Consider the following 25519-nt stretch of genomic DNA (forward strand, 5'->3'; position numbering starts at 1 on the left):
TCAGCCGCAAATCAGCGGAAAGGTCAGACGGTTTCGGCTAACTCACGCAGATACTGAAAAATCTGACGGGCAGATTTTGGCGGTTTGTTACCGGCTTTTTCCTTCTGCGCATTACGGATCATGCTACGCAGCTGCTGGCGATCGGCCTGCGGATAAAGGGCGATCACGTCCGCCATCGCCTCATCACCCTCATCAATCAGACGATCGCGCAGCATTTCCAGTTTATGGAACAGGGCGACCTGCTGGTTGTGACGGTTCTTGAGTTTGTCGAGTGCGATGCGGATCGGCTCAACATCCATACTGCGCAACAGTTTACCGATAAGCTGTAACTGACGGCGGCGACCTTCTTTCTTGATGCGCTGTGCCAGTTCAATCTCGTTACGTAAACGCTCGTCCAGCGGAATTTTATCCAGAGAGTTTTTACCCAGATCGACCAGCTCGGCACCCAGGCGTTTCAGCTCTTCAGCATCACGTTTTATTTCGCTCTTACTAACCCAAATAATCTCTTCATCTTCTTCTTCGTGATTATCGGGTACATCGTCGAGCCACTCATCAGGCTGCTTAGTCATATCTGGCTCCAAAAAAAAGAGGCTAATCCTACCAGTTTATCGGGTGACTGCGAAATTGTTCTCTGACTCTGATAGACTCAAATTATTCAACCATAAGATTAGACGGCAGGTCGATGAACGTATCAACTCAAGTTGCAGAACAGCGAACAGCACTGGAACAGGCAATTGCGCAGGCGCTTGAACTGGCAAAAGCAAGTACGGATGGCGCGGAAGTCGCGGTGAGCAAGACGACCGGTATTGGTGTGAGTACCCGCTACGGCGAGGTAGAAAACGTTGAGTTCAACAGCGACGGCGCACTGGGTATTACCGTTTATCATCAAAACCGTAAAGGCAGTGCTTCATCGACCGATCTCAGCCCGGATGCGATCAAACGGACTGTGCAGGCGGCGATCGATATTGCACGCTATACGTCACCCGATCCTTTTGCCGGACCGGCGGATGCAGAATTACTGGCTTATGAGGCTCCGGATCTCGATCTTTACCATCCGTGGGAGATCGATGCCGATCACGCCATCAAACTGGCGGCCCAGGCAGAACAGGCGGCGCTGCAGGCGGACAAACGCATCACCAACACCGAAGGCGGCAGCTTTAACAGCCACATCGGGATTAAAGTCTTCGGTAACAGCCACGGCATGTTACAGAGCTACTGCTCCAGCCGCCATTCGCTTTCCAGCTGCGTAATTGCTGAGCAGGACGGCAATATGGAGCGTGACTATGCTTACACCATCGGCCGGGCAATCGACGATTTAAAAAGCCCGGACTGGGTCGGCGCAGAATGCGCGCGCCGTACGCTGTCGCGTCTTGCGCCACGCAAGCTCGACACCATGAAAGCGCCGGTGATCTTTGCCCCCGAAGTGGCAACGGGTCTGTTCGGTCACCTGGTGGGCGCCATCAGCGGTAGCAGCGTGTATCGGAAATCCACCTTCTTGCTGGATGCCATGGGCAAACAGATTCTGCCTGAGTGGCTGACCATTCAGGAGCAGCCGCACTTGTTGAAAGGTTTAGCGTCAACGCCGTTTGACAGCGAAGGCGTTCGCACCCAGGCTCGCGACATTATCAAAGATGGCGTGCTGCAAACCTGGCTGATGACCAGCTATTCGGCGCGCAAGCTGGGCCTGACCAGCACCGGCCACGCGGGCGGTATCCACAACTGGCGCATCGCCGGTCAGGGGCACAGCTTCGACGCTATGCTGAAGCAGATGGGCACCGGCCTGGTGGTGACAGAACTGATGGGGCAGGGCGTCAGTGCGATCACGGGCGACTACTCACGCGGCGCAGCCGGTTTCTGGGTAGAAAACGGTGAAATCCAGTATCCGGTAAGCGAAATTACTATCGCCGGTAACTTAGGTGACATGTGGCGGAACATTGTCACCGTGGGCGATGACATTGAAACCCGTAGCAATATTCAGTGCGGTTCGGTCTTACTCCCCGAAATGTATATTGCCGGACAGTAAAATCTCTTTTAAGTTGTTTATGCGATAGCAAGCGGAGGGCATCGACCCTCCGTTTTTTTATAAAAAGCATTCCCACAATAAAAAGGAAGCTGAGCATGCGTAAAGAGCTTATGTCGTTGTTAGCTGTAGCCGTGTTATCCGTGAGCGTGACCGCCGGTGCTGCCTCTCTTGAGCACGATATGAAAGATATGTCGGGTATCTATAAGTCACTGGACGGGGCGAAAAGCGCCGACCAGTTGCACAAGATGTTAAGTGATTTGCGTGCTAAAGCTGAGGATGCCAAAAAAGGCACGCCGGACAAGCTGGAAGGCAAAGCCCCGGACAGCCCGGAAATGAAAGACTTTCACAAAGGTATGGATGACCTGCTCGCCCAGATTGATAAAGCGGATGCGCTGGCTAAGCAGGGTAAACTGGATGAAGCCAAAGCAGAAGCGCAGAAGCTGGCGGCTATCCGTAACGAAAACCACAAGAAGTTCCGCTAATTTTACCGATAGCCCCGGCTTGCCGGGGTTAATTGCTCAGGGCTCTTCATCGCCGCCTGGCGTCGCCTGAATGATTTCCACCTGATGCGCTTTAAGCACGTTCTGCAACGCCGTTGCCGGCAACCGATCTGTAAACAGGGCGGTCGCCTGGGTAACGCTGCCCATTTCTACCGCTGCCGATGCCTGAAACTTGGTGTGGTCTGCCGCTAACAAAATATGACGCGCATGCGCCATCATGGTTTGCGCCACGGCGGCCTCGTTAACATCAAATTCCAGTAGCGCCCCATCGCTCTCAATGGCGCCCATGCTGGTAACCAGATAATCTGCCCGAAAACCGGCCACAAACGCGGACGTGACCGGGCCAATAATGCCACCGTTGTGGGGACGCAGCGTGCCGCCGGGCACCATCACTTCAAACTGTGGGCATTTGTACAGAATATGGGCGACACGAAGGCTGTTGGTGATAACGCGCAGATGCTTATGATTTGCCAGCGCCCGGGCGACGTGTTCAACCGTAGTGCCAATAGTGATAAATACCGTTGATCCATCGGGAATATAGTCCGCAATGGCTTCCGCAATCGCACGTTTTTCTTCAGTCTGTGAGACTTCGCGCTGTTCAAAAGCGGTGTTCACTACGCTGGATGCACGGCCCGCACCACCATGATGACGCGTGATTAACCCCTGATCGCTGAGTTTACGAATATCGCGCCTGACCGTTTGTGTGGAAACGTCGAGCAGCAAGGCGAGTTCATCAATATTCATGTAGCCACGTTCAGCGATCAGCCTGAGCAAACGATCGTGGCGAGGATTACCGGTTACGTCCGTGAGGATCATGGATTGTTCTCTGAATACCACCATGGCACACAGTTTATACATTTACCGACATAAAAGAACAGGTTTGATCATAATCAGGGATCCCGTCTCGCCCGCCCGGTCGCGTACATTTTAGCGCCGCGACCGCACTGGCAAAGCGCACGGCCTCTGTGACAGAGCCCTTCTGCGCCAGTTTCACGGCCAGCCCCCCGTGGAAGACGTCGCCCGCGCCGGTGGTATCGACGACCTGTACCTCAAAGGCGGGCTGATGCTGTAGCGTGCCGGCGTCCAGCCAGACGCAGCCCTGAGCGCCTTGGGTAACATAGACATGACCATTTGTGAGCATTTGTGCTTTTTTTAACGCCGCCGTTTCCCCCTCCAGCCCGGTTAAGCGCTGTAAACCCGGCGCTGAAAATGCCGCATGATCGCTTAACGCCACCAGCTCCCCAATGTCCTGCGGGGTCACATCCCCATCCAGAATGGTGGGAACGCCCTGTTGGCGGGCCACGGTAAACGCGCACTTGGCACCCTGGTGCCAGCGAACATCTGCCAGCACCGCATCCCATTGTGAGAAGTCGATCTCTGTTAGCCAGTCTGCGCATTCTGCTAAGTCCGGGCTAGGGTAGTTGGCAATCATCCGTTCCCCCTCGGCATCCACCAGAATCGCGGATTGTGAAGAGCGGGCGGCCTCAAAAACTTTAGTATATCGGGTCTTTACACCGTACTCATTTAACTCAGACAGCAGTCTCTTCCCTGTGTCATCGTCACCGACCCGACCAATAAAATCCACCTCTGCACCCAGTTTAGCTGCGGCAACGGCCGCTGTAGCAGCCGGACCACCGCCGACTTCCCGATAGTTGTTTGCCACATATTTTCCGCTCTGAGACGGCAAGGTATCCAGATACCAAATGCGATCTAATACGGTGATCCCTACACAAGCAATACGCGTCATAACGCTTCCTCACATTTTGTTGGTGTTGTCATTTTAATTTCATCAAATGTTTTAAAAGTGACACCTGTCAATTTTTTAACCATAAATTACAAATCTGACCCAAAAAAGACAGTAAAAGTCGTCTGTAATGACAAAATATGACAATAACGGGGTTGGGAGAGCGGTATGTCGGTAATTGCGTTTATTGGATTGGGACAAATGGGCGCGCCGATGGCGAGCAATCTGCTGAAGCAGGGCCATCAGCTCAACGTCTTTGATGTGGATCCTCAGGCCGTCGCGCGTCTGGTTGATAAGGGCGCCCGGGCGAGCGTTTCTGCTGCGGAGGCGGCAACCGGGGCCGAGTTTGTTATCACCATGCTGCCCAACGGCGAGTTAGTGCGTTCCGTACTGCTTGGCGACAAAGGTGTGTGTACCACGCTGGCATCCACTGCGCTGGTGATTGATATGTCCACGATCCATCCGCTGCAAACCGATCGGCTGATCGGTGAGATGGCCGCTCGCGGTTTCAGCATGATGGACGTGCCCGTCGGCCGCACATCAGACCATGCGATAGCCGGTTCACTGCTGCTGCTGGCAGGCGGCACGCCGCAACAGGTTACGCGAGCAAAACCCGTGCTTAGGGCGATGGGCAATGAGCTGGTCGTGGCAGGCGGCCCTGGTATGGGGATTCGCGTCAAGCTGATCAACAACTACATGAGCATCGCCCTGAATGCCCTCTCGGCGGAAGCGGCGGTGCTGTGTGAAGGTCTGGGGCTGTCGTTTGACGTGGCGTTGCAGGTGATGAACGGCACGCCTGCGGGCAAAGGGCATTTCACCACGACCTAGCCTGACAAGGTACTGAAAGGGGATCGCTCACCGGCCTTCATGATCGATCTGGCGCATAAGGACCTGGGGATTACCGCACGCATGCTGCATGTCTATGCCGTTGCGGCCTCAATGGGACGGCCGGGAGCTTATCAACTGGTCGATCACGGCATTAGCGCCCTGAATGGCGCGCTGCGCGATAAACAGTTCGGCGGCTGGTATGCCTGCGTAAACGATGAAGGCGTCGTTGATGCGTCCAAACAGGGTTATCAGCACTTTTTCGTGTTGCTGGGCGCTGGCCGTGATCACCATCGTGGCCATGGGGTGCTTCTACAATCTCAATGAGAAGATGTATGTCCGCATCATTGAGGAGATCGATGCACGTAAGCGTCAGCGCTAATTTGGCTTTGTGACTGCGCCGGTCGCGGCGCTAAAAGGATCACTTATGAAGACAGGCTCCGATCCATTAACGCTGAAACTCCCGCTGCGTGAGAAGGTGGCTTACGGCGTCGGTGATTTTGGCTCCAACCTGATGCTGACTATCGGGACGCTTTATTTACTCAAGTTCTACACCGATGAGCTGGGCATGCCAGCCTGGTACGGCGGGGTGATTTTCCTGGTGGCGAAATTCTTTACCGCCCTAACCGATATGTTCACCGGCATTGTGCTGGATTCACGCCGCCATATTGGCACGAGAGGAAAATTCAGACCTTTTATTCTCTATTTCTCGCTGCCGGTAGCGCTGGTGGCTGCGGCACAGTTTGTTGCTAACGACTTTAGCCTGACGATAAAGACAACGATCGCGACCGCCCTGTTTATGACGTTTGGTCTGTTTTACAGCCTGATGAACTGTTCCTATGGCGCAATGGTGCCAGCCATAACCAAAAATCCCCACGAACGCGCCCACCTCGCCGCCTGGCGGCAGGGCGGGGCAACGGTGGGATTACTGGTTTGCACCGTGTGCTTTATGCCCATTCAGTCGCTGTTTGTTGGCAAAAGTGCGCTGGGCTATCAGGTTGCCGCCGCCGTCTTTGTGGTCGCCGGGCTGCTGTGCATGTGGTTCTGTTACAGCGGGGTTAAAGAGCGCTATGTTGAGCTCACCCCGACGCATCATAAACCCGGTGTGGCAACGGCCTTCCGCGCCATCTTTCACAATCCACCGTTGCTGGTTCTGTGCCTCGCGAACCTCTGTACCCTGGCGGCGTTTAATATCAAGCTGGCCATTCAGGTCTACTACACGCAGTACGTGCTGAACGATGTTCATTTGCTCTCCTGGATGGGCTTCTTCAGCATGGGCTGTATTCTGGTGGGCGTACTGCTGGTGCCCACAGCGGTAAAACAGTTTGGTAAGAAACAGGTTTATCTGGGGGGACTCATCCTCTGGGCCCTGGGCGATCTGGGTAACTTTCTCTGGGGAAGCAGCTCTCTGCTGTTCGTCATGTTCTCCTGCGTGGCGTTTTTCGGTACGGCATTCGTTAATAGCCTTAACTGGGCGCTGGTGCCGGATACCGTAGAGTACGGGGAGTGGAAAACCGGCATTCGGGCAGAAGGTGCCTGTTACACGGGCTACACCTTCTTTCGCAAGATATCCGCCGCGCTGGCAGGATTTTTGCCCGGTCTGATGCTGACGCAAATAGGCTACGTGCCCAATGCCGTACAAAGCGATGGCACGCTGGCAGGTTTAAGGCAGCTGATCTTTATCTGGCCCTGTTCGCTGGCGATTGCGGCGGCGTTGATCATGGGCTTCTGCTACAAGCTGAATGAAGCGCGTTTTGCCCTGATCGTGGCCGCCATTAGCCGACGTAAAACGCATCGCCTCCAGCCCGTTGACGACAAAAACCGCGTTACGCCATTACGTCAGCCCACTGACGCTGAGTCATAAGTTTCTCTGTTACCTTGCCCTCAGGGTTGCTGTTTGCCAGTTTTGTGACGGCTGACCAGCAACCCGGTTTTCTGTTTATTCCTCATCTGCCGCCTTTCCTGTGTGATATCCCTTTTTTAACTCACTGTTTAATCTGTTAAAAATAATTCGTCCCCTAAGCGAACGCGCAAGTTTGCGTTCCGGATCACTCACAAGGGCCGGATTTCCACTTCGAAACGGAAAAAGTCGTTCTCCACAGCGCTGCCGCCTCTGGTTAGTTTGAGATCACGCTAAGCGCGAAATGGGAAGCAGACGATGAGTACGGGTAAGGGAGCGGTAGCGATGAATGCGTCACAAGACGAACAGCAAAGGATTCAGGCCCTGACGGATCGCGTGATGGCGCAGATTGAGGTGCTTTTTGCCGAGCGGGCCATCCAGCCGAATGCCGTGCAGATACAAATGCTGGCTTCGCACGTGCGGGCAATGGCATTGCGATCCGTCACCGGCGAGAGTCTGCCAGAGGTTGAGGCTGAGCTGTTTGACGAAATTTCCAAAGAGTCGATGGCGCTGGCACAGCAGGTGGTGGACCTGTTTGGCAATTTGCCACCAGAAGAAGCCTGGCTGCTTTCTGTCCACTTTGAAGTGGCGAAGAACGACTAATTTTCCAACCCTGAGAGGAACAGACATATGGTAACCGTAGTGATCGGCGATCGTTTAGGTAAAGGACAAAAAGTGGCGGCTGGCGTAGAAAAAGCCGGTGGCCGTGCCGTTGTGGTGCCGGGCGTCGCGGCAGACATGAAGCTGGGCGACGTCATGAAAGCAGAGAATGCCGATTTCGGTATCTCCTTTTGCGGCAGCGGAGGGGCAGGCGCGATTACGGCGCAAAACAAATACGGCTATAAGGCCAAACATGGTATGCGCTCTGTGGATGAAGGCGTAACCGCCATTAATGAAGGCGCGAACGTGCTGGGCTTCGGCTTTATGGACAAAGAAGAGCTGGGTGAACGTCTGGTTCAGGCCTGGAACAAAAAACACGGTGGATAAGGAATGAAAGAGACCTTTACAACCTCGGTTGCCGTAAGCGGTAAGGGCGACACCAAGGCGAAAGCCTTCGCAGATGCGCTGAGTCGTGTACAGCACGAAGTCCTGCGCAACGCCAATAAGATTCTGCTGCGCATTGAACCGCAGGACGTAAAGGTGGTGCGCGCGCGGGAACGCGTCACAACCGAAAAATTCCTTTTCTTTTTCCTGGCACGCGAGCGCAGGCTCTTCAGCGTCGACCTGGAGGTCACCATTAACGTGACCTGCCTGGACGGCGATAAGGTCGAGTTCACCCGCGTGTAAGTCAGCCTCAAACAACACATATAAGGAAAGAGGATGTTTCTCATCATTTTGCTCAAGTCGTTAATTATCGGCGGCCTCGTGGGCGTCGGTGTGGGCGCCGGTGCCGCCCGCATGTTCCATGCCCCGACGACACAAGGTATGGGCGCCTTTCGCACACTGGGTGAACTTAACTCCTGTGAAGGCGATCCTGCCTCTCACTTCTCTTTTGGGTTGGGATTCTTCTTTAACGCCTGGGCCTCCTCCGTGGCGGCGGGTGCGTTCACGCAGGACGTGGATCATCGCATCATCCCCAACTGGGGCGCGGCGGCGATCATGATCAAAAACCGCAATGTGGCAGAGACGCTACACGACCCGAAAAAGATGGCTATCGCCTGCGGCATCATCGGCATGGTGGTGGTGGCTTTTCTCAACTCGACCGCCTCTGCTGTTCCGGCGGCTCTGCAGGTCACGGCGGTAAAGGTGCTGGTACCGGCCGCTAATTTGCTGGTGAACACGGTCATGCCGGTGATCTTCTGGCTGGCGGCAATTGACGCCGGTAAGAAATCGGGCTTTTGGGCCACCATCTTCGGCGGTCTGGCACAGCTGATTATGGGCAATGCCGTACCGGGCCTGGTGCTGGGCATTTTGATTGGTAAAGGGGTTGAAGAGAGCGGCTGGAACAAAGTGACCAAAATCATGATGACCGCCATCGTCGCCCTGTTTGTTCTCAGCGCCTTCTTCCGCGGTTTCGATATGAAGATGCTGCAATCCTTCCAGCTCGGCATTCCTGGCTGGCTCGACAGTATTCATAACAGCCTGAGCGGCAAATAACGGAGCGTCTGCAATGGAAGAATCAAACAAAGGTTTCTGGTATGCCGACTGGTCATTCCCGATTTTTGTCGGTCTGCTCTCCTCCGGCGTGTTTGCCGGGACCCATATGTACTACCTGTACGGTATCGGCGCTTTTAACGAAGTGGCCTTCGTCTCGATGTTACGGGCGGGCATCGATACCGGCGTTTACGGCGCGGTGGCCGCTTTCGGTGCCAGCTTTCTGTTCGCCCGCATCATTGAAGGATCGCTGGTCGGGATTCTGGATATCGGTGGTGCCATCCAGACCGGCGTCGGGTTGGGCGTGCCCGCGCTGCTGCTGGGCGCCGGTTTTGTCTTCCCGGTGGCGAATTTTGCGGCTTCGCTGGTCACCGGTCTGGTTATCGGTGTGGCGATAGGCTACGTCATCATTCTGGCGCGTAAGTTCACCATTAATCAAAGCAACAGCACCTATGGTGCGGACGTGATGATGGGCGCGGGCAATGCATCAGGACGCTTCCTGGGGCCATTGATTATCCTGGCCGCCATGGGCGCCTCCATTCCTATCGGTCTCGGTTCGCTGTTGGGTGCGCTGGTGTTCTATCTGTGGAACAAACCGATCACCGGCGGGGCGATCCTCGGTGCCATGATCCTCGGCGCGATTTTTCCGGTCGCGATCTGATCGCGTTAATGCCCGATTGGTGAAGGCCGATCGGGGCAGTCAAAGGAGATTCCTATGTACGATCTGATTCTGCGTCGGGCGCGACTGCCGGATGAACGTCTGATCGATATCGCCATACTCGACGGAAAAATAGCCGCCGTGGGTGAGGTAACCGGCAGGGCAAAAGTGGAACAAACCCTGGCGGTGGATTGCTATCTCAGTGCGGGCTGGATCGACTCCCACGTACACTGCTATGAAAAATCGCCCATCTATCACGATCATCCCGACCGGATTGGCGTGGAAAGCGGCGTCACCTGTGTTGTCGATGCAGGCAGTACAGGTGCAGACGACATTGATGATTTCAGACAGCGCACGCAAGCGGTCACCACCCAGGTTTTTGCGCTGCTGAATATCGCCCGCACCGGCATCGTTACCCAAAATGAACTGGCGGACATGACCCAGATTGATCGCCCGGCGATTGCCGATGCGGTAAGACGTCATCCCGATTTTATCGTCGGGCTTAAAGCCCGGATGAGCAGCAGCGTGGTGGGCGAAAACGGCATTCGGCCGCTGGTGCTGGCGAAGGCGATTCAGCAGGAAAATGGCAACCTGCCCCTGATGGTGCATATTGGTAACAATCCCCCCAACCTCGATGAAATCGCCGCGTTGCTGACCTCCGGCGACATCATCACCCACTGCTACAACGGCAAGCCAAACCGCATCCTGACGCCCGAAGGGCAACTGCGTGCAGCGGTAAAACAGGCACTGGCAAGGGGCTTGCGGCTTGATGTTGGCCACGGCAGTGCCAGCTTCAGCTTTGAGGTGGCGCGCGCGGCGATTGCCCAAGGCATTCTGCCTGACACCATCAGTTCAGACATCTACTGCCGCAATCGTCTGAACGGACCGGTTTATACCCTGGCGCACGTGATGTCGAAATTTTTCAATGTAGGCATGACGCTGCCACAGATTATTGCCTGCGTAACGCATCAGGCGGCCAGCGGGCTGAGATTACGCAGCAAAGGTGCTATTGAGCCCGGACTTGATGCCGACTTTACCCTGTTTACCGTGGCGCACGAATCCGTGTCGTTTGTGGATGCGGAAGGGCTGGCGGAGCAGGGCGATCGCCAATTGATTCCTCTGGCGGCTATCGTCGCCGGTGAGTGCTGGATGACTGAAGAAGGGAAAAAACACAATGTCTTCACTGTATGAGAAATATGGCCTGAAGCAGGTCATTAATGCCTCTGGCCGCATGACCATTCTTGGCGTGTCTACACCGGCCAGCGACGTGGTTGATACGGTTAAATACGGCCTGGAGCACTATTTTGAAGTGAAGGACCTGGTTGATAAGACCGGGGCTTACATCGCTAATTTGCTGCAGGTGGAAAATGCGCTGGTGGTGTCCTGTGCTTCTGCGGGCATCGCCCAAAGTGTGGCTGCCGTCATTGTGAAAGATGACGACTGGCTGCTGGATAATTTACACAGCGCACCGCTGACCGTGCCGCACGACATCGTGGTGCCAAAAGGGCATAACGTGAATTACGGCGCGCCCGTTGGCAGCATGATTGCGCTGGGCGGCGGTCGGACGGTTGAGGCGGGTTACAGTAACGAGTGCTCGCCACAGCAGCTTTCCGCTGCAGTCACCGCCCAGACGGCGGCCATTCTCTATGTGAAGTCCCATCACTGCGTACAAAAGAGCCACCTGAGCGTCGCGCAGGCCGCCGAGGTGGCACGTAAGCATGGCGTGCCGCTTATCGTGGATGCCGCCGCTGAGGAAGATCTGCAGTGCTATTACCAGGCGGGTGCCGATCTGGTTATTTACAGCGGGGCCAAAGCCATTGAAGGCCCCACCAGCGGCCTGGTTATCGGGAAACATCAGCTTGTCGAGTGGGTGAAGCGCCAGAGCAACGGCATTGGCCGCACCATGAAAGTGGGCAAAGAGGGGATTCTGGGACTGACCCAGGCCATTGAATCCTACCTGACCCTGCCGAAAACCACCGGCGCCCAGATGGTGGAAAAAATGACGCCTTTCATCAACAACCTTAACGGTCTGGATGGCGTCAGTGCGCGCGTTGTATGGGATGCCGCCGGGCGCGACATTGCCCGGGCAGAGATCAAATTCGATGAGACCACAATCGGGCATCAGACCGGCGATCTGGTGCAGGCGCTAAAAAACGGTGATATCGCCATTTACTTCCGTGGCTACAAAGCCAATGAGGGCGTTATTGAAGCCGACGTGCGCAGCGTCAGCGCTGAGCAGCTGCAGATTATTTTCACCCGCATTCAGGCGCTGTTAACAGGAGAAAAATAGCATGACGCTAACCCCCAATTTTTATCAGGATCGCCTGTGTCTTAACGTGCTGGCGGGTTCAAAAGAGAACGCGCGAGCCATCTGGCAGGCCGCAGAAGGCCACGTACTGGTCGGCGTGTTATCAAAAAACTACCCCAGCAACGAGGCCGCTATTGCGGATATGCGCGAGTACGCCGCGCTGATTGATAACGCGCTGTCCATCGGCCTGGGCGCGGGCGATCCCCGGCAGTCGCGAATGGTCAGCGAACTGGCCGCCGTGCTACAGCCGCAACATGTTAATCAGGTGTTTACCGGCGTCGGCACCAGCCGTGCGCTGCTCGGTCAGTCACAAACGGTAGTCAACGGGCTGATTTCACCAACCGGCACGCCGGGCAAGGTGAAAATTTCCACCGGTCCCCTCAGTTCACAGAGCAGCGACGGAATTGTGCCCATTGATACCGCGATTGCGTTACTGAAGGACATGGGCGGCAGTTCCGTGAAGTATTTTCCAATGGGCGGTCTGGATACGGTGGACGAGTACCGCGCGGTGGCCGAAGCCTGTGCGAAACAGGATTTCTGGCTGGAGCCGACCGGCGGGATCGATCTGCAAAACGTTGGGCCGATCCTGCGTATTGCGCTGGACGCTGGCGTGAGCAAGATCATTCCCCACATTTACAGTTCGATCATCGACAAAGCCAGTGGCGAAACCCGCGTGGAAGACGTGCGCCAACTGCTGGCCATCTGTAAAAGTCTGCTGGACTGAGCCCAGGCCTGTGCGCCACTTCAAGGACAGATTACGGGCGCGCAGGGCATAATAGACCTGCCGCCTGTTTTCCGGCAGTCTGACGTTTACTTTGTTCTTGTTAACCGCTGAAGCAGGTAACCCGACGTGAGATTCCCGAATCAGCGCCTTGCGCAACTGTTCGACGCATTGAAAAACGAAACGCTCCCCCAGGACGAACTGGCACGGCGGTTTGCGGTGTCCACGCGCACCGTACGCACGGATATTACCGCGCTCAACGCCATGCTGCAGCAGCACGGCGCGCAGTTTGTCCTGAATCGCGGTGCGGGCTACCAGCTTAAAATTATTGATGCGCTGCGCTTTAACGTGCTGCAGCAGCAGACGCGTGCGCCTCTGCGGGTGCCGCGCACCTCACACGACCGAATCCGCTACCTGCTGGTGCGTTTCCTCACCGCCGCCTATTCCCTGAAGCTGGAAACCCTGGCAGAGGAGTGGTTTGTCAGCCGTGCCACGCTGCAGAATGACATGGCCGACGTGCGCGAATGGCTCGGCCGTTATCAGTTGAGTATCGAAAGCAAACCCCATCACGGCATGAAGCTGTTTGGCAGTGAAGTGGCGATCCGCACCTGCTTAACCGATCTGCTGTTTGAGATCGATCAGGAGCAGCCTGACAGCCCGCTGATCGTGCCCGAATCGCTGGAAAGCGGCCTGCTGGAAACCCTTCAGCCGCTGCTGCAAAACGGCCTTGCCCAGCACAATATCCGCCTCAGTGATGAAGGCGAACGCTATTTGCGTTTTTACTGCGCGGTGGCGCTACGTCGCATCAATGAAGGCTATCCGCTGAGCGATCCACAGGTGGAAGAGATCGGGGATGACGTGCGCGAGTCTGCGCAGACGCTGATCCATGCGCTGCGGCCGCTCACCGTTAAACCGGTTTCTCCGGCGGAAGAGAGCTGGCTGCGGGTGAATATCGCCGCCCGACGCATTCAGGACGTTGCCCCCAGCGCCATTAATGCTGACGATGCGGAGGCGCTGGTTAACTACCTGCTCAGCTTTATTAACACTCACTACTATTACGATCTGCAGAACGATCCTCAACTCCGTGCCGATCTGCTTACCCATATTAAAACGATGATCACGCGCGTGCGTTATCAGATCCATATTCCTAACCCGTTATTAAGCAACATCAAGCAGCACTATCCAATGGCCTATGATGTGACGCTGGCGGCGGTGTCCAGTTGGGGAAAATATTCGCCCTATACGATTAGCGAAAATGAAATTGGCTTTCTGGTGCTTCATATCGGCGTCGGGCTGGAGCGCCATTATAACGTGGGTTACCAGCGTCGCCCTCAGGTACTGCTGGTGTGCGACAGCGGTACGTCGACGCTCCGCATGATCGAAGCCATGTTAATGCGCAACTATCCCCAGTTGCAGGTGACGCAGTGCCTGTCGCAGCGTGAATATGAGGCCCGCCAGCGCATCGAAGAAGATTTTGTGATTTCCACCACGCGGCTGAGTGAAAAAGAGAAACCGGTTGTCGTGGTCGCGCCTTTCCCGACGGAATTTCAACGGGAGCAGATAGGCAAGCTGGTGCTGGTGGACCGCACCCGGCCCTATATGTTGGAGAAATTTTTTGATGCCCGCCATTTCTGCATCATCGATCGGCCGATGAGTCAGTCTGCGCTGTTTCGGCTGTTATGCGATCGGCTGGAGGCAGAAGGCGTGGTGGATAATGCGTTTTATGCTTCCGTTGAGGAGCGTGAAGCCATTGTCAGCACCATGCTGGGCGAAGGGATTGCGCTTCCGCATTCGCTGGGGCTGATGGCGAAAAAAACGGTGGTGTACACCGTGCTGGCCCCGCAGGGTATCCCCTGGGGCGAGGACACGGCTTACGTGATTTTCCTGCTGGCAATCAGCAAAAACGAGTATGAGGAAGCGATGGCTATCTATGACCTGTTCGTGACCTTTATGCGCGAGCGGGCGATGACGCGATTGCGCGACAGCAGTGACTTTGCCTGCTTTAAAAGCGTCGCGCTGGACTGTCTGAGCCGGCTGTAATCTTCAGGGATGGGCGCCCGGCGTCGGTGAGTTTTTCCGGGCCAGCAGGCGAGGAATTTCGCGCAGGCACCAGGCTTTTGCCTCACCCATGCTGTCACGCCGCCAGGCCATGATGATATCGACCTCACGCGAATACTCCGGGCTGACCACCCGCAAGCGGCCCTCTGCAATGTCCTGCTCCACCATGTTATAAGGCATGGTGGCGACCCCTAAACCGGCCAGGAGCGCGCGACGTTTGTCATCCATCGTACTGACGGTCAGGCGCTGTTGCTTGTCCAGCAGTTGCACGGTCAGAACCGGACGTTCGCGGGCTGTATCTGCCACGGCAATGCCGCGATATTTTACCCGGGTGACTTCTGAAAGCGGCTCGGGTTCGTTGTGTATTGGATGGTCAGGGCTGGCAACGTAAACGCTGATGATGCTGTAAAGTTTGCGGGTGTTTATTTCGGTCGAGGCGCGAAAATGCATATCCGGTGCAATGACAATATCAGCCCGCCCCTGTTCCAGTCTCTCCCAGGCGCCAGCCAGTACTTCTGTGATGATGGCGATCTGGGTATTGGCTTTGTCAGCCAGCTTCGTGACCAACGGAAACAGCGCGTCGGTGGGCACTAACGCTTCCGTCACGATAGTCAGCTGGGTTTCCCAGCCGCGTGCCAGCGCCTCGGCATCGGTCGTGAGCTTGTCGGCGGCCTCCAGCAACACCCGACCGCGCTCCAGTAACATTCTTCCGACATTGGTGAACTTCGTTCGATGGCCCGAACGGTCAAACAGCACCACATCCAGCTCTTCTTCCAGTTTCTGCATGGTGTAGCTAAGCGCTGAGGGCACGCGGCCCAGTTCATCGGCGGCGGCGGCAAAGCTGCCGCGGCGATCGATAGCATCCATCACACGTAAAGCTTCAAGGGTTAACGCACGGTCTTTGGCCATCCCGGTTCTCTGTCAGGAAATTTGAATATGCACGGCAGATTAACTGGCTAACAATCCGGCGTCCAGACTTTTACCATAAAGGCATATTTCCCGTCGTCGATTCTTGCCGACGGATGCTGGAGGTACATAATGATTACGACACGCAGTGCATCCGCTTGTGGTCAGGCCGATTACGGTTGGTTACAGGCGCGCTACAGCTTCTCTTTTGGCCACTATTTCGATCCCAAATTAATGGGTTATGCCTCCTTACGCGTTTTGAATCAGGAAGTCCTGGCACCTGGCGCGGCGTTTCAGCCGCGCACCTATCCTCAGGTGGATGTGCTGAATATCGTTTTACAGGGTGAGGCGGAATACCGGGACAGCGAGGGTAATCACATCAGCGTGCGTGAAGGTGAGGCGTTGCTGCTCTCCGCTCAGCCTGGCGTGAGCTACAGCGAACTTAATCCGAGTAAAGATCGCCCGTTAACCCGTATGCAGCTCTGGCTGGCGGCCTGCCCGGAACGTGAAAATCCCCGTATGCAGAAAATGACGTTGTCGGGCGGCATGCGTTCGCAACTGCTGGCCTCACCGGATGGCGGCGACAGCAGCCTGCAGTTGCGTCAGCAGGTCTGGATTCATCAGGTTGAGCTGGCGGCAGGCGAGCAGCATCTGGTGCCGCTTCAGGGCGCGCGCGCCTATCTGCAATCTATCCATGGCGCGTTTGAGGCCTCGGCCGGGGGCGCTCATCAGGAACAGCTGGGCTGTGGCGATGGCGCATTTTTGCAGGAAGAGCAACAGCTGTGGCTGTCAGCGAAAACCCCGACCCGCGCACTGGTGATCGATATTCCGGTCTGAGGCCTTCTCTCGTTACGCCGCCGCCAGCGGAGACAACCTCGGGCGGCGCGATAATGCTGGGCGGCAAGCCGGAAAACGTTTGTTGGCTCTGACCCGGTCACGGCTAAACCCGCAATAAAAAAGCCGCAACCCAACAGGGTGCGGCTTTTCTGTCTGCGCCAGTAACAACCCGGACAGCTGTCCTGGGGTTAACTCAGCATTACTTCACCATGGTAAACGCGGTGGTGACGTGTTTCACGCCGCTGACCCGGCTGGCAATGTCCGCGGCGGCTTTGGCTTCTTCTGGCGTCACCAGGCCCAGCAGGAACACTTCACCGTTTTCCGTGGTGACTTTGACGCTTGATGATTTCACCTGATCGCTGCCCAACAGCTGCGAGCGAATCTTGGTGGTAATCCAGGTATCAGACGACGAGGTGCCAAGGCTGACTTTCGGCCCAATCCGAATCTCGTTATAGACTTCGGTTGCGCCATCAACGCCCATGGTGATCTGTTTCGCGCGGTTGGCAATCTCCTGACTCGGGGCCTGACCGGTTAGCAGGACTTTACCCTGATAGGCGGTAGCAATGACGCGAGCATCGGTTTTGATTTGCTGATCTTTTGCCAGCGCGTTGCTGACGCGTAATTCCAGCGTGCCGTCATCGACCTGCGTTCCGACAGAGCGGGGATCGGTGGCGGTTTTGGTCGCCACAGCGGCGCTACCGGCAACCACCGCGACACAGCCCTGCAGCAGCATGGCGGTTAAAACAATGGCTATAGCGTTCAATGCTTTCATTGGTGCTCCTTCCGTCATTCCTGGTGGGGAAACAAGGTGTTATCAATCAGATCGCACAAACAGTTGAGTGTTAACATATGCATCTCCTGAATGCGAGCACTACGATGTGAAGGAATACGAATTTCCACATCCTGCGGTCCCAGCAATCCGGCTAATTCGCCCCCATCATAACCGGTAAGCGCAACGATAGTCATATCGCGCGTGACGGCGGCTTCGACGGCCTTCACGATGTCCCGTGTATTCCCGCGTGTAGAGATTGCCAGCAGAACGTCACCGGTTTGTCCCAGTGCACGCACCTGCTTAGCGTAAATCTCGTCATGCAGACGATCGTTACTGATCGCCGTCAGCATGACGTTGTCCGCACTTAAGGCCAGCGCGGGCAGGCTGGGGCGTTCGGTTTCAAAGCGGTTGATCATGCTGGCGGCAAAGTGCTGAGCATTGGCGGATGACGCACCATTACCACAGCTCAGTATTTTGTTACCGTTGAGAAGTGACTGCACCATTGTCATTGCTGCACGCGAAATGGCATCGGGTAACGCCTCTGCAGCAGCGATTTGAGTTTGAATACTTTCGGTAAAACACGCTTTAATTCTTTCCTGCACACGACCACCTGGTTCTAAACGTCTGCATTAAAGGCATTCGGCAACCATTCAAGCGCCGTGCCGGTAATGGCAATGATGTCGAAACGGCAATTCACTGTTTCAAAACTGCCGCCGCGTTGCGCCAGCCACAGAGAGGCGGCACGCAGCAGCTTGTGTTGTTTCTGTCGGGTAATACTGGCCAGACTGCCGCCGAAGCGTGCGTTACGCCGGTAACGCACTTCGACGAACACCCAACACTGGTTGTCTCGCATTATCAGGTCTAGTTCCCCTGCGCGATAGTAAACATTGCTGGCGACCCATGTTAACCCCGCCCGCTCAAGATAGCGGCGGGCGAGTTGTTCGTGCTCGGCACCCGTACGGCGGCGGTTTAGCTGGCCGGTACGATGTTGCCCTGGCGATACTGGTTCCATGTCAACTTCCTGTTGATCACACAATCAGCGGTGGCGCTCAGCTTGCCGGTATTGCCGTCGAGCGAGAAGCCCGGCACCTGACGCATCTGGTTAAAGTGGTTAGCCAGCGTCCACGCATCAATCCCCATTGCGTACAGACGCACCAGCGAGTAATCGTTATTGAACGACTTCGCGGCCTGCTGCATCAACGCCGGATTTGCGCCGGAAAGCAGGGGGATATCGCTGAACTGCAGCCCTTCCATTTCCAGACGGAAATCCGGCCCTGCGCCCGCCTGCGCGCTGCGCGAACTGGCGTAGAGCGCAACGTTGCTGCGGCTACCGGTGCGCATGCTGATCATCGGTTTGATCAGTTGCAGTTCATCCTGAGTCGAGACGATATAAGCGGCATCAATGGCTCCGCCACTGCTGGCGGCCGATGCGCTGGTTTGCGGTGCCGGAATGTTCAGGCCCGCAACGGAAACGCTTTGCGGCTGAGAAGACGAGGGCATAACCACGGGCGTACCGCTCATGCTGATGCCTGCACCGCTATTGATGCCCTGCTTGAGTTCTGAAACAGAACCAAAGCGCTGCTGGAGCACGGTGCCGCCGCCCAGTGACTGCCACTCTTTCGTAAAGGCCGCCGTTACGCGATCGCCCAAGCCGTTGCGAGGCACTAACAGCAGCGGCTGGCGTTTGCCCTGGTCCCAGATATGATGCGCCGCATCGCGCGCTTCATCTTCAGGCGACAGCGCAAAATAGCACATATTCGGATGGTTCTGGATTTGCTCTGGCTCGTTCAGCGCCAGGACATTCAGCGGTGTCTGGCTGTTCGCGACCGTTTCAACGTTGTTTTTCAACAGCGGTCCAACAACGAGCGTGGCACCATCCTGTTGGGCCTGCTGCATCACCTGCGCGATGGGCTGACTGCTGGTGTCGTAAACCTTCACCTGCGCATTGCTGGCGGGTTCGGCGGCCGGCTGTTGCTGAGGCTGCTGTTGCGTCGTTGCCGGTTGCTGCGCCGTGCCGCTCTGCTGCGCAGCCGCCGGGTTAGCTGACGGGCTGACGACCGCATTCGCATCCGCAGGCTGCTGCTGATTTATCGCGATAGGATCTTGGGCGCTGCCCGGCATCGCCTGAGGCGCGGTAGCGAGGGTGCCGTTCTTCGCGTCGTTAAAGCCTTTCTGGATAGCGCTGGCGAACATCTGAGCCTGACCGTTCAGCGGCAGCAGCAGCGCGATAGTGCTGGTGGACGCTTTGGTAAAGTTTTGCACCTGGCTCAACTGGGTCGGTAAGGTTTTTGCAGCAGGGTTATCGGGATAGCGCGTCTGCCAGTCTTTAATGGCTGACTTCAGCATGTTGGCATCCTGCGCGTTGGCATGCCACGCCGTGAGCAGATCCAGCCAGCCCTGCAGAATGTTTTCGTCGGCATTGATCACCAGCGAATTCATATCCTGCTGCGACAGCTGGGTCAGCGCCTGCCAGGTGGCATCGATATTCTGCTGGCGTTCATCGCCTTTCAGCAACGGCTCCTGAGCAATATAGGCGCGGAGCAGGGCCAGCGAAGTTTTACCCTGTGCGCTGGCAATCTGTAAACCGTAGTAGCGCGCCAGCTGATCCTGAGACAGCTCGCTGGTTTTCACCTGACTCAATATCGGTTGGGCATCGGCAATCTTTTGCTGAGCAACCAGAGACTGGGCTTTCAGCAGCAGTAATTCTTGCTGCTGTTTATCAGAAAGCTGATTAGGCAGTTCGCCGATCGCCTGAGCAGCCTGCGGATATTTTCCTTCTTTCAACAGGGCGCGGATTGCGAGTAATTGCCAGTCGGTCTTGCTATCATCGCTGCTTTGCTGCACCTGCTGCAGATAGTAGGCGGAATTATTAGTAACGGGTGCCTGGATGTCTACGGACTGGCTTTTCGGGCCCTGGCCACTACACGCGGCTAAAATCAGACCAGCAAGAAGGACAGGCACAAAGCGTCCTGCTTTATGACGAACGATTTTTGAAGGAAGCATACTGTATCCAGTGATGTTTTTTTCAAGATGCTCAATATTAAATCGGCAATTCGGATGAAACAATGAAACAACTCGATCGGGCAGACATTTCCGCCAGCACGCTCTACATCGTGCCAACCCCAATAGGTAATTTGGCTGACATTACCCAGCGGGCGCTAGCGGTACTTTCCAGCGTCGATCTGGTCGCAGCGGAAGATACACGTCATACCGGACTGTTGCTACAACATTTCGCCATCAATGCGCGACTCTTCGCACTTCATGACCACAACGAACAGCAGAAAGCAGAAATCCTGCTAACCAGGCTGCAACAGGGAGAAAGCATAGCTCTGGTTTCTGATGCTGGCACGCCATTGATCAACGATCCGGGTTATCACCTGGTTCGCCGCTGCCGTGAGGCCGGTATTCGCATCGTTCCTTTACCGGGTGCCTGCGCAGCGATAACAGCATTAAGCGCAGCGGGATTGCCGTCTGATCGTTTCTGTTACGAAGGATTTCTACCCGCCAAAACAAAGGCGCGGTGTGATGCGCTTCGGGCGCTGGCCGAGGAGCCGCGTACCTTAATCTTTTACGAATCCACGCACCGTTTGCTGGACAGCCTGCAGGATATGGTCACGGAGCTGGGGGCTGGCCGTTACGTCGTGCTGGCGCGCGAATTAACCAAAACCTGGGAAAACCTGAATGGCGCACCGGTGGGGGAACTCCTGGCCTGGGTGAAAGAGGATGAAAATCGCCGTAAAGGTGAGATGGTGCTCATCGTTGAAGGCCATCATCCTGACGAAGAGGCATTACCCGCAGATGCACTGCGCACGCTGGCGTTGTTGCAGCAGGAACTGCCGTTGAAAAAGGCGGCGGCGCTCACGGCTGAGATACACGGTGTGAAAAAGAATGCGCTCTATAAACATGCGCTTGAGCAGCAGGCCTGAGCCTGTTGAGTTGCCTGCGCGCCGGGCGTGACAGCGCGGGCTAAACCCTCTATAATGCGCGCCGAAGCTGACCAGACAGTCGCCGCTTCGTCGTCGTCCTTCTCTGAAGGAGACGGGCGGAGGGGAGGAAAGTCCGGGCTCCATAGGGCAGGGTGCCAGGTAACGCCTGGGGGGGAAACCCACGACCAGTGCAACAGAGAGCAAACCGCCGATGGCCCAGTAATGGGATCAGGTAAGGGTGAAAGGGTGCGGTAAGAGCGCACCGCGCGGCTGGTAACAGTCCGTGGCACGGTAAACTCCACCCGGAGCAAGGCCAAATAGGGGTTCACATGGTACGGCCCGTACTGAACCCGGGTAGGCTGCTTGAGCCAGTGAGCGATTGCTGGCCTAGATGAATGACTGTCCACGACAGAACCCGGCTTATCGGTCAGTTTCGACTTCTTAATGCAAACCCCGCGCAAGCGGGGTTTTTGCTTTATGGCGCGGCAAAGCAGGCGTCGCTGCCGCCACCAGACGCGGGGGATATCGGCAAGCAGGCCACGGCTCCTTGCTGACGCGGGCTGACCAGCGCGATGAAGGGCGTTGCCCGATACCGTTGTAAAACAATGTGGCGTTAGCCGGTCAGGGCGCTTCTGCGCTGGCGACCCTGAGAGGAAACGCGATTCACTCTCCTGATCTGGCAAGAAAAATGGGCCGCGTTGCCAGAGGCTTTGTTTCTCAGGCAAATCCCATCCATTTTCTTTCCAATGCACTATAGGCTCATCCGATGTGTCAGATGATGGCTTGCCATCTGTTTGGGAGGCAACGGTTTCTCTCGTCTATAGTTGAAGGCAGCTTGCCACACGTCATTATTTTACGTTTTGCCCCATTGGGCGCGAATTCATTGAATGAAGATTAAAAAAACAGGTGGATCATGGTTACAAGAAGGACTTTACTGACTTATTCCGGGGCGTTTGCTGCCTTATCTGCATTAGGCATTTCTCCCGGCGCTATCGCAGCAGGCGTTCTCAAGTTAGGTAACAGCGAAGCATTTAACTTTGAAACCTTGATTGCCCAGGCCAAAGCCCTGGCAGCCAAACCCTATGAAAAACCGACCTCATTCGACCCGTCATTGTTATCCAACATAACCTATGACGCCTACATGAAAACCGTCTACAAGCCGGACTATGCGCTGTTTAAAAATGCCGGACGGTTTCCTGTTACCTTTTTCATGGTAAACGGTTTACACCGTATGCCGGTGAAAATGCACGTCGTGGAAAATAACGCCGCGCGTGAAATTATTCAAAATATTGACTACTTCACCACGACGGATAAAAACGTTACGTTGCCGGCGCTGAAAGGTAACGTATTCTCAGGTTTCAGAGTGCTGGCCAGCCAGGACACGCTAAAAACCAATCCACAAAATGACTGGATATCCTTTATGGGCGCGTCTTATTTCCGCGCCATCGGCGAGCTGGGGCAGTTTGGTTTATCCGCGCGCGGTATTGCGCTGAATACCGTTCAGCCGGGTGTCGATGAAGAGTTCCCTGACTTTACGGATTTCTGGTTTGAAGCGCCGAAAGACGACAGCAAACATCTCACGGTCTATGCGCTACTCAACGGGCCGAGTATCACGGGCGCCTACAAATTTATCCTGCAGCGCGGCAAAGGGGTTATACAGGATGTCGAATGTACGCTTTTCCTGCGTAAGGACATTCAGCGTTTCGGTATCGCGCCTCTGACCTCCATGTACTGGTTCTCAAAAACGGTTAAAGGAGCGGCGACAGACTGGCGCCCGGAAGTGCATGACTCCGATGGTCTGGCGATGTGGACCGGCAGCGGCGAACATATCTGGCGGCCGTTGAACAACCCATTACGCGTGGTCACATCCAGTTTTCATGATGAGAACCCACGCGGCTTTGGTTTACTGCAGAAAGATCGGGATTTCGACAGCTATCTGGACGCTGCGCACTACGAGAAACGTCCCGATCTGTGGGTGGAACCGCGAGGGGAATGGGGCAAAGGCTCAGTTCAACTGATGGAAATCCCGACTGACGATGAAATCTACGACAATATCGTCGCCATGTGGGTACCGGATGCGCCAGCGAAAGCGGGCGATCAGCATCATTTCCATTATCGTCTGCACTGGCTGGCCGATGAGCCCTATCCCTCTCCTCTGGCGCGTTGTGGGGCTACCCGACTGGGCCGGGGCGGTGTACCGGGTTCCGATCGTCCGCATGACAGCCGTAAGTTTGCCGTCGAGTTCCGTGGCGATGTGCTTAATCATCTGCCGTCAGGCGTTTCCCCCGAAGCCGTGCTTTCTGCATCGCGTGGTACTTTTGAGAACGTGCTCGTGTCTAAATTGCCGGACGATTCAGGCAACTGGCTGGCGCAGTTTGATTTGGTCGCCGGCGAAGGCGATCCGGTAGAGCTTAAGCTCTATTTGAAAGCGCAAGACAAGGTGGTGTCGGAAACCTGGTGCTACCAGTACCATCCGTTCAACTCCCCTGCGAAGCCCTGGCCCGTTGCGTGCGAAACGAAATAACTTTTAAATAACGCCCATTGAACAGATGGGCGTTAATCTTTTAACGCGACTCATCGGCAAACGTCGCGCATTAAAATGCTATTGGATGCGTTATCTTCAGCGTTTCAGGGATAATAATGACCTTCCCCCTTTCCCGGCTAAGCCCGTCTTAAATAGCGTGATTGTCTTCCCTTATCCTTGTTCTGTTAACGGCTGTTTCATCGCTCTGCTTTTTTCGGCGAAATATTCTTAAGTGAAAAAAAGATATTTTATTGATCTTCACAAAGTCAGTATAAATAAAAGCATTGGTTCTCATAAGAAAAGAGTGAAGTGTGAGAAACAGCACAATCCCATTTTTTTATGATGATTAAGATTCGTAGCGGATAAAGGCGACGTAAAGGAATGACATCATGCACAGGTATACGCAACGACGAACGCCCCGGCTAACACTGTATCAGAGCACTGTTCGCCCCCTATTAACGAATCGCTTTAACCCCGTCTCTTCTGCAAGAATACGTTTTATCCCTTCCGTCAGTAATACAGTTTCTTCCACACAATACGCTGTTTTATCGCCATCCTTTTCCTATCCTCTCGCTGCCCGTTTCTTTTTAAATCAACTGCGTAAGCTCATGCTGTTACAGCATGCTGCGAAGCGAAAACGGTAAGTTTATTACTTTTTTTCAGCTTTTATACGATCGCATTTCTCTTCGGGGAATTTTGCTGAATAAACCCTGCCTGAAAAAGGAGTCGATATGAATATCAATAAAAACCTTCCCGTTAGCCTTGATGAAATTTATGCTGCCAGAGAGAGACTCACAGGGAAAGTTTATAAAACCGGCATGCCACGTTCAAACTATCTCAGCGAGCGCTGCGACGGAGAAATATTCCTTAAATTTGAAAATATGCAGCGAACGGGTTCTTTTAAGATTCGTGGTGCATTCAATAAAATGAGCTCACTGACGGAGAAAGAAAAACGTCAGGGCGTTGTCGCCTGCTCAGCGGGTAACCATGCGCAGGGCGTTTCACTGTCGTGCGCCATGCTGCATATTGACGGCAAAGTGGTCATGCCTGCGGGTGCGCCAAAATCCAAAGAAGCGGCGACGCGCGATTACTCCGCGGAGGTGGTCATTTATGGTGAAAACTTTAATGACACGCTAACCAAAGTGGAAGACATTGTGGCCAGCGAAGGCCGCATATTTATCCCGCCTTATAATGATGTGAAAATCATTGCCGGACAGGGCACCATCGGTCTGGAAATTCTTGAGGATCTCTTTGATGTCGATAACGTCATCGTTCCCGTAGGCGGCGGCGGGCTCATTGCCGGGATTGCCACGGCGATCAAGTCCATTAATCCCACGATTACCGTCATCGGCGTGCAGTCTGAAAACGTTCACGTTATGGCAGCCTCCTTTTTTGCTGATACCATTACGCGCCATCGTCTTACCGGCACCCTTGCGGACGGCTGCGATGTCGCCTGTCCGGGCGATCTCACCTTCGCGATTGTGAGAGAATTGGTCGATGAGATGGTGTTAGTGAGTGAAGACGACATTCGTAAAAGTATGATTGCATTGATTCAGCGAAACAAAGTGGTCACAGAAGGTGCCGGCGCGCTGGCATGCGCCGCGTTACTGAGCGGCAAAGTCGACCACTACATTCAGGGGCGGAAAACGGTGTGCATTATCTCAGGCGGCAATATTGATTTGTCCCGGGTTTCCCAGATTACGGGTTTTGCTGACGCATAAAG

Annotated in this window: 25 protein-coding genes, 1 other RNA gene and 1 pseudogene; 19 read left to right on the plus strand and 8 right to left on the minus strand. The window is 55.2% G+C overall.

What is annotated here, in order from left to right; genetic code table 11:
• Nucleotides 1-23 precede the first annotated feature (23 nt).
• Nucleotides 24-569, minus strand: coding sequence for a ribosome biogenesis factor YjgA (gene yjgA / locus ACPXSQ_RS11950; RefSeq protein ID WP_014594709.1), 546 nt, complete (start codon nucleotides 567-569; stop codon nucleotides 24-26).
• Between the two features lie 113 nt (nucleotides 570-682).
• Here yjgA and pmbA point away from each other — a divergent pair, with 113 nt between their 5' ends.
• Together pmbA and cybC are read left to right on the plus strand one after the other, a co-directional pair.
• Complete coding sequence (gene pmbA, locus ACPXSQ_RS11955; RefSeq protein WP_013027370.1) at nucleotides 683-2023, plus strand: metalloprotease PmbA; 1341 nt, start codon at nucleotides 683-685, stop codon at nucleotides 2021-2023.
• Nucleotides 2024-2118: 95 nt separating this feature from the next.
• Nucleotides 2119-2505 carry a cytochrome b562 gene (gene cybC / locus ACPXSQ_RS11960; RefSeq protein WP_426143866.1) on the plus strand — a complete coding sequence of 129 codons (387 nt, stop codon included), beginning with the start codon at nucleotides 2119-2121 and terminating at the stop codon, nucleotides 2503-2505.
• A gap of 36 nt (nucleotides 2506-2541) precedes the next feature.
• Here the strand turns inward: cybC and ACPXSQ_RS11965 are convergent, their stop codons facing one another.
• On the minus strand, nucleotides 2542-3339 hold the full coding sequence (locus ACPXSQ_RS11965; RefSeq protein ID WP_128574250.1) for a DeoR/GlpR family DNA-binding transcription regulator: 798 nt from the start codon (nucleotides 3337-3339) through the stop codon (nucleotides 2542-2544).
• A gap of 34 nt (nucleotides 3340-3373) precedes the next feature.
• Nucleotides 3374-4270, minus strand: coding sequence for a sugar kinase (locus ACPXSQ_RS11970; RefSeq protein WP_072137243.1), 897 nt, complete (start codon nucleotides 4268-4270; stop codon nucleotides 3374-3376).
• Between the two features lie 165 nt (nucleotides 4271-4435).
• On the opposite strand from ACPXSQ_RS11970, the gene yihU reads away from it, so the two are divergent.
• The 12 genes and pseudogenes from yihU (at nucleotide 4436) to ACPXSQ_RS12030 (ending at nucleotide 14813) form a co-directional block, all read left to right on the plus strand.
• A complete protein-coding gene (yihU, locus tag ACPXSQ_RS11975) occupies nucleotides 4436-5095 on the plus strand; it encodes a sulfolactaldehyde 3-reductase (protein ID WP_426143869.1) in 660 nt (219 codons plus the stop codon).
• 63 nt (nucleotides 5096-5158) lie between these two features.
• Nucleotides 5159-5395, plus strand: a pseudogene (locus ACPXSQ_RS11980) (AGE family epimerase/isomerase); the annotation flags it as partial.
• 124 nt (nucleotides 5396-5519) lie between these two features.
• Complete coding sequence (locus tag ACPXSQ_RS11985) at nucleotides 5520-6956, plus strand: MFS transporter (protein WP_014604920.1); 1437 nt, start codon at nucleotides 5520-5522, stop codon at nucleotides 6954-6956.
• A 294-nt stretch (nucleotides 6957-7250) separates the two neighbouring features.
• Entirely contained in the window at nucleotides 7251-7595 is a 345-nt protein-coding gene (locus tag ACPXSQ_RS11990) for a glycine dehydrogenase (RefSeq protein ID WP_013027358.1), read from the plus strand.
• Nucleotides 7596-7622: 27 nt separating this feature from the next.
• Nucleotides 7623-7979 (plus strand): SFCGS family glycine-rich protein, encoded by a 357-nt coding sequence (locus ACPXSQ_RS11995; RefSeq protein WP_013027356.1) that lies wholly within the window; start codon nucleotides 7623-7625, stop codon nucleotides 7977-7979.
• Nucleotides 7980-7982: 3 nt separating this feature from the next.
• Complete coding sequence (locus ACPXSQ_RS12000; RefSeq protein WP_013027355.1) at nucleotides 7983-8279, plus strand: DUF4312 family protein; 297 nt, start codon at nucleotides 7983-7985, stop codon at nucleotides 8277-8279.
• A 33-nt stretch (nucleotides 8280-8312) separates the two neighbouring features.
• Nucleotides 8313-9089 carry a DUF4311 domain-containing protein gene (locus tag ACPXSQ_RS12005; protein ID WP_014604922.1) on the plus strand — a complete coding sequence of 259 codons (777 nt, stop codon included), beginning with the start codon at nucleotides 8313-8315 and terminating at the stop codon, nucleotides 9087-9089.
• Nucleotides 9090-9102: 13 nt separating this feature from the next.
• Nucleotides 9103-9747, plus strand: coding sequence for a DUF4310 family protein (locus tag ACPXSQ_RS12010; RefSeq protein ID WP_013027353.1), 645 nt, complete (start codon nucleotides 9103-9105; stop codon nucleotides 9745-9747).
• A gap of 54 nt (nucleotides 9748-9801) precedes the next feature.
• The gene (locus ACPXSQ_RS12015) at nucleotides 9802-10935 is read left to right on the plus strand and encodes an amidohydrolase/deacetylase family metallohydrolase (RefSeq protein ID WP_013027352.1); all 1134 of its coding nucleotides are present in this window, start codon (nucleotides 9802-9804) and stop codon (nucleotides 10933-10935) included.
• Nucleotides 10919-12034: a DgaE family pyridoxal phosphate-dependent ammonia lyase gene (locus tag ACPXSQ_RS12020; RefSeq protein WP_019104892.1), complete on the plus strand. Its 1116-nt coding sequence runs from the start codon at nucleotides 10919-10921 to the stop codon at nucleotides 12032-12034. Before ACPXSQ_RS12015 ends, ACPXSQ_RS12020 begins: the two co-directional genes overlap by 17 nt.
• A gap of 1 nt (nucleotide 12035) precedes the next feature.
• On the plus strand, nucleotides 12036-12776 hold the full coding sequence (gene dagF, locus ACPXSQ_RS12025) for a 2-dehydro-3-deoxy-phosphogluconate aldolase (protein WP_013027350.1): 741 nt from the start codon (nucleotides 12036-12038) through the stop codon (nucleotides 12774-12776).
• A 126-nt stretch (nucleotides 12777-12902) separates the two neighbouring features.
• Nucleotides 12903-14813 (plus strand): BglG family transcription antiterminator, encoded by a 1911-nt coding sequence (locus ACPXSQ_RS12030; protein ID WP_014604926.1) that lies wholly within the window; start codon nucleotides 12903-12905, stop codon nucleotides 14811-14813.
• A gap of 3 nt (nucleotides 14814-14816) precedes the next feature.
• Here ACPXSQ_RS12030 and ACPXSQ_RS12035 read toward each other — a convergent pair whose 3' ends face one another.
• Nucleotides 14817-15740, minus strand: coding sequence for a LysR family transcriptional regulator (locus ACPXSQ_RS12035; protein WP_013027348.1), 924 nt, complete (start codon nucleotides 15738-15740; stop codon nucleotides 14817-14819).
• A 129-nt stretch (nucleotides 15741-15869) separates the two neighbouring features.
• Here ACPXSQ_RS12035 and ACPXSQ_RS12040 point away from each other — a divergent pair, with 129 nt between their 5' ends.
• Nucleotides 15870-16574 (plus strand): pirin family protein, encoded by a 705-nt coding sequence (locus ACPXSQ_RS12040; protein WP_013027347.1) that lies wholly within the window; start codon nucleotides 15870-15872, stop codon nucleotides 16572-16574.
• 199 nt (nucleotides 16575-16773) lie between these two features.
• Here ACPXSQ_RS12040 and dolP read toward each other — a convergent pair whose 3' ends face one another.
• The 4 genes from dolP to ACPXSQ_RS12060 are packed head-to-tail and all read right to left on the minus strand — an operon-like array spanning nucleotide 16774 to nucleotide 20349.
• Nucleotides 16774-17346 carry a division/outer membrane stress-associated lipid-binding lipoprotein gene (dolP, locus tag ACPXSQ_RS12045; RefSeq protein ID WP_014604927.1) on the minus strand — a complete coding sequence of 191 codons (573 nt, stop codon included), beginning with the start codon at nucleotides 17344-17346 and terminating at the stop codon, nucleotides 16774-16776.
• Between the two features lie 14 nt (nucleotides 17347-17360).
• On the minus strand, nucleotides 17361-17948 hold the full coding sequence (gene diaA / locus ACPXSQ_RS12050) for a DnaA initiator-associating protein DiaA (protein WP_013027345.1): 588 nt from the start codon (nucleotides 17946-17948) through the stop codon (nucleotides 17361-17363).
• A 14-nt stretch (nucleotides 17949-17962) separates the two neighbouring features.
• Entirely contained in the window at nucleotides 17963-18358 is a 396-nt protein-coding gene (locus ACPXSQ_RS12055; protein ID WP_014604928.1) for a YraN family protein, read from the minus strand.
• Nucleotides 18316-20349 carry a penicillin-binding protein activator gene (locus ACPXSQ_RS12060; RefSeq protein WP_019104890.1) on the minus strand — a complete coding sequence of 678 codons (2034 nt, stop codon included), beginning with the start codon at nucleotides 20347-20349 and terminating at the stop codon, nucleotides 18316-18318. The genes ACPXSQ_RS12055 and ACPXSQ_RS12060 overlap by 43 nt, the downstream gene beginning before the upstream one ends.
• A gap of 62 nt (nucleotides 20350-20411) precedes the next feature.
• Here ACPXSQ_RS12060 and rsmI point away from each other — a divergent pair, with 62 nt between their 5' ends.
• The 4 genes from rsmI (at nucleotide 20412) to tdcB (ending at nucleotide 25517) form a co-directional block, all read left to right on the plus strand.
• Nucleotides 20412-21272 carry a 16S rRNA (cytidine(1402)-2'-O)-methyltransferase gene (rsmI, locus tag ACPXSQ_RS12065; protein ID WP_014594693.1) on the plus strand — a complete coding sequence of 287 codons (861 nt, stop codon included), beginning with the start codon at nucleotides 20412-20414 and terminating at the stop codon, nucleotides 21270-21272.
• A 63-nt stretch (nucleotides 21273-21335) separates the two neighbouring features.
• Nucleotides 21336-21711, plus strand: an RNA gene (gene rnpB / locus ACPXSQ_RS12070) — RNase P RNA component class A.
• Between the two features lie 474 nt (nucleotides 21712-22185).
• On the plus strand, nucleotides 22186-23796 hold the full coding sequence (locus tag ACPXSQ_RS12075; protein ID WP_013027341.1) for a glucan biosynthesis protein: 1611 nt from the start codon (nucleotides 22186-22188) through the stop codon (nucleotides 23794-23796).
• 731 nt (nucleotides 23797-24527) lie between these two features.
• Complete coding sequence (gene tdcB, locus ACPXSQ_RS12080) at nucleotides 24528-25517, plus strand: bifunctional threonine ammonia-lyase/L-serine ammonia-lyase TdcB (RefSeq protein WP_426143877.1); 990 nt, start codon at nucleotides 24528-24530, stop codon at nucleotides 25515-25517.
• Nucleotides 25518-25519 lie beyond the last annotated feature (2 nt).

It is taken from the genome of Pantoea sp. EEL5 (assembly GCF_049892805.1).
GTDB classification, from domain to species: Bacteria; Pseudomonadota; Gammaproteobacteria; order Enterobacterales; family Enterobacteriaceae; genus Pantoea; species Pantoea ananatis.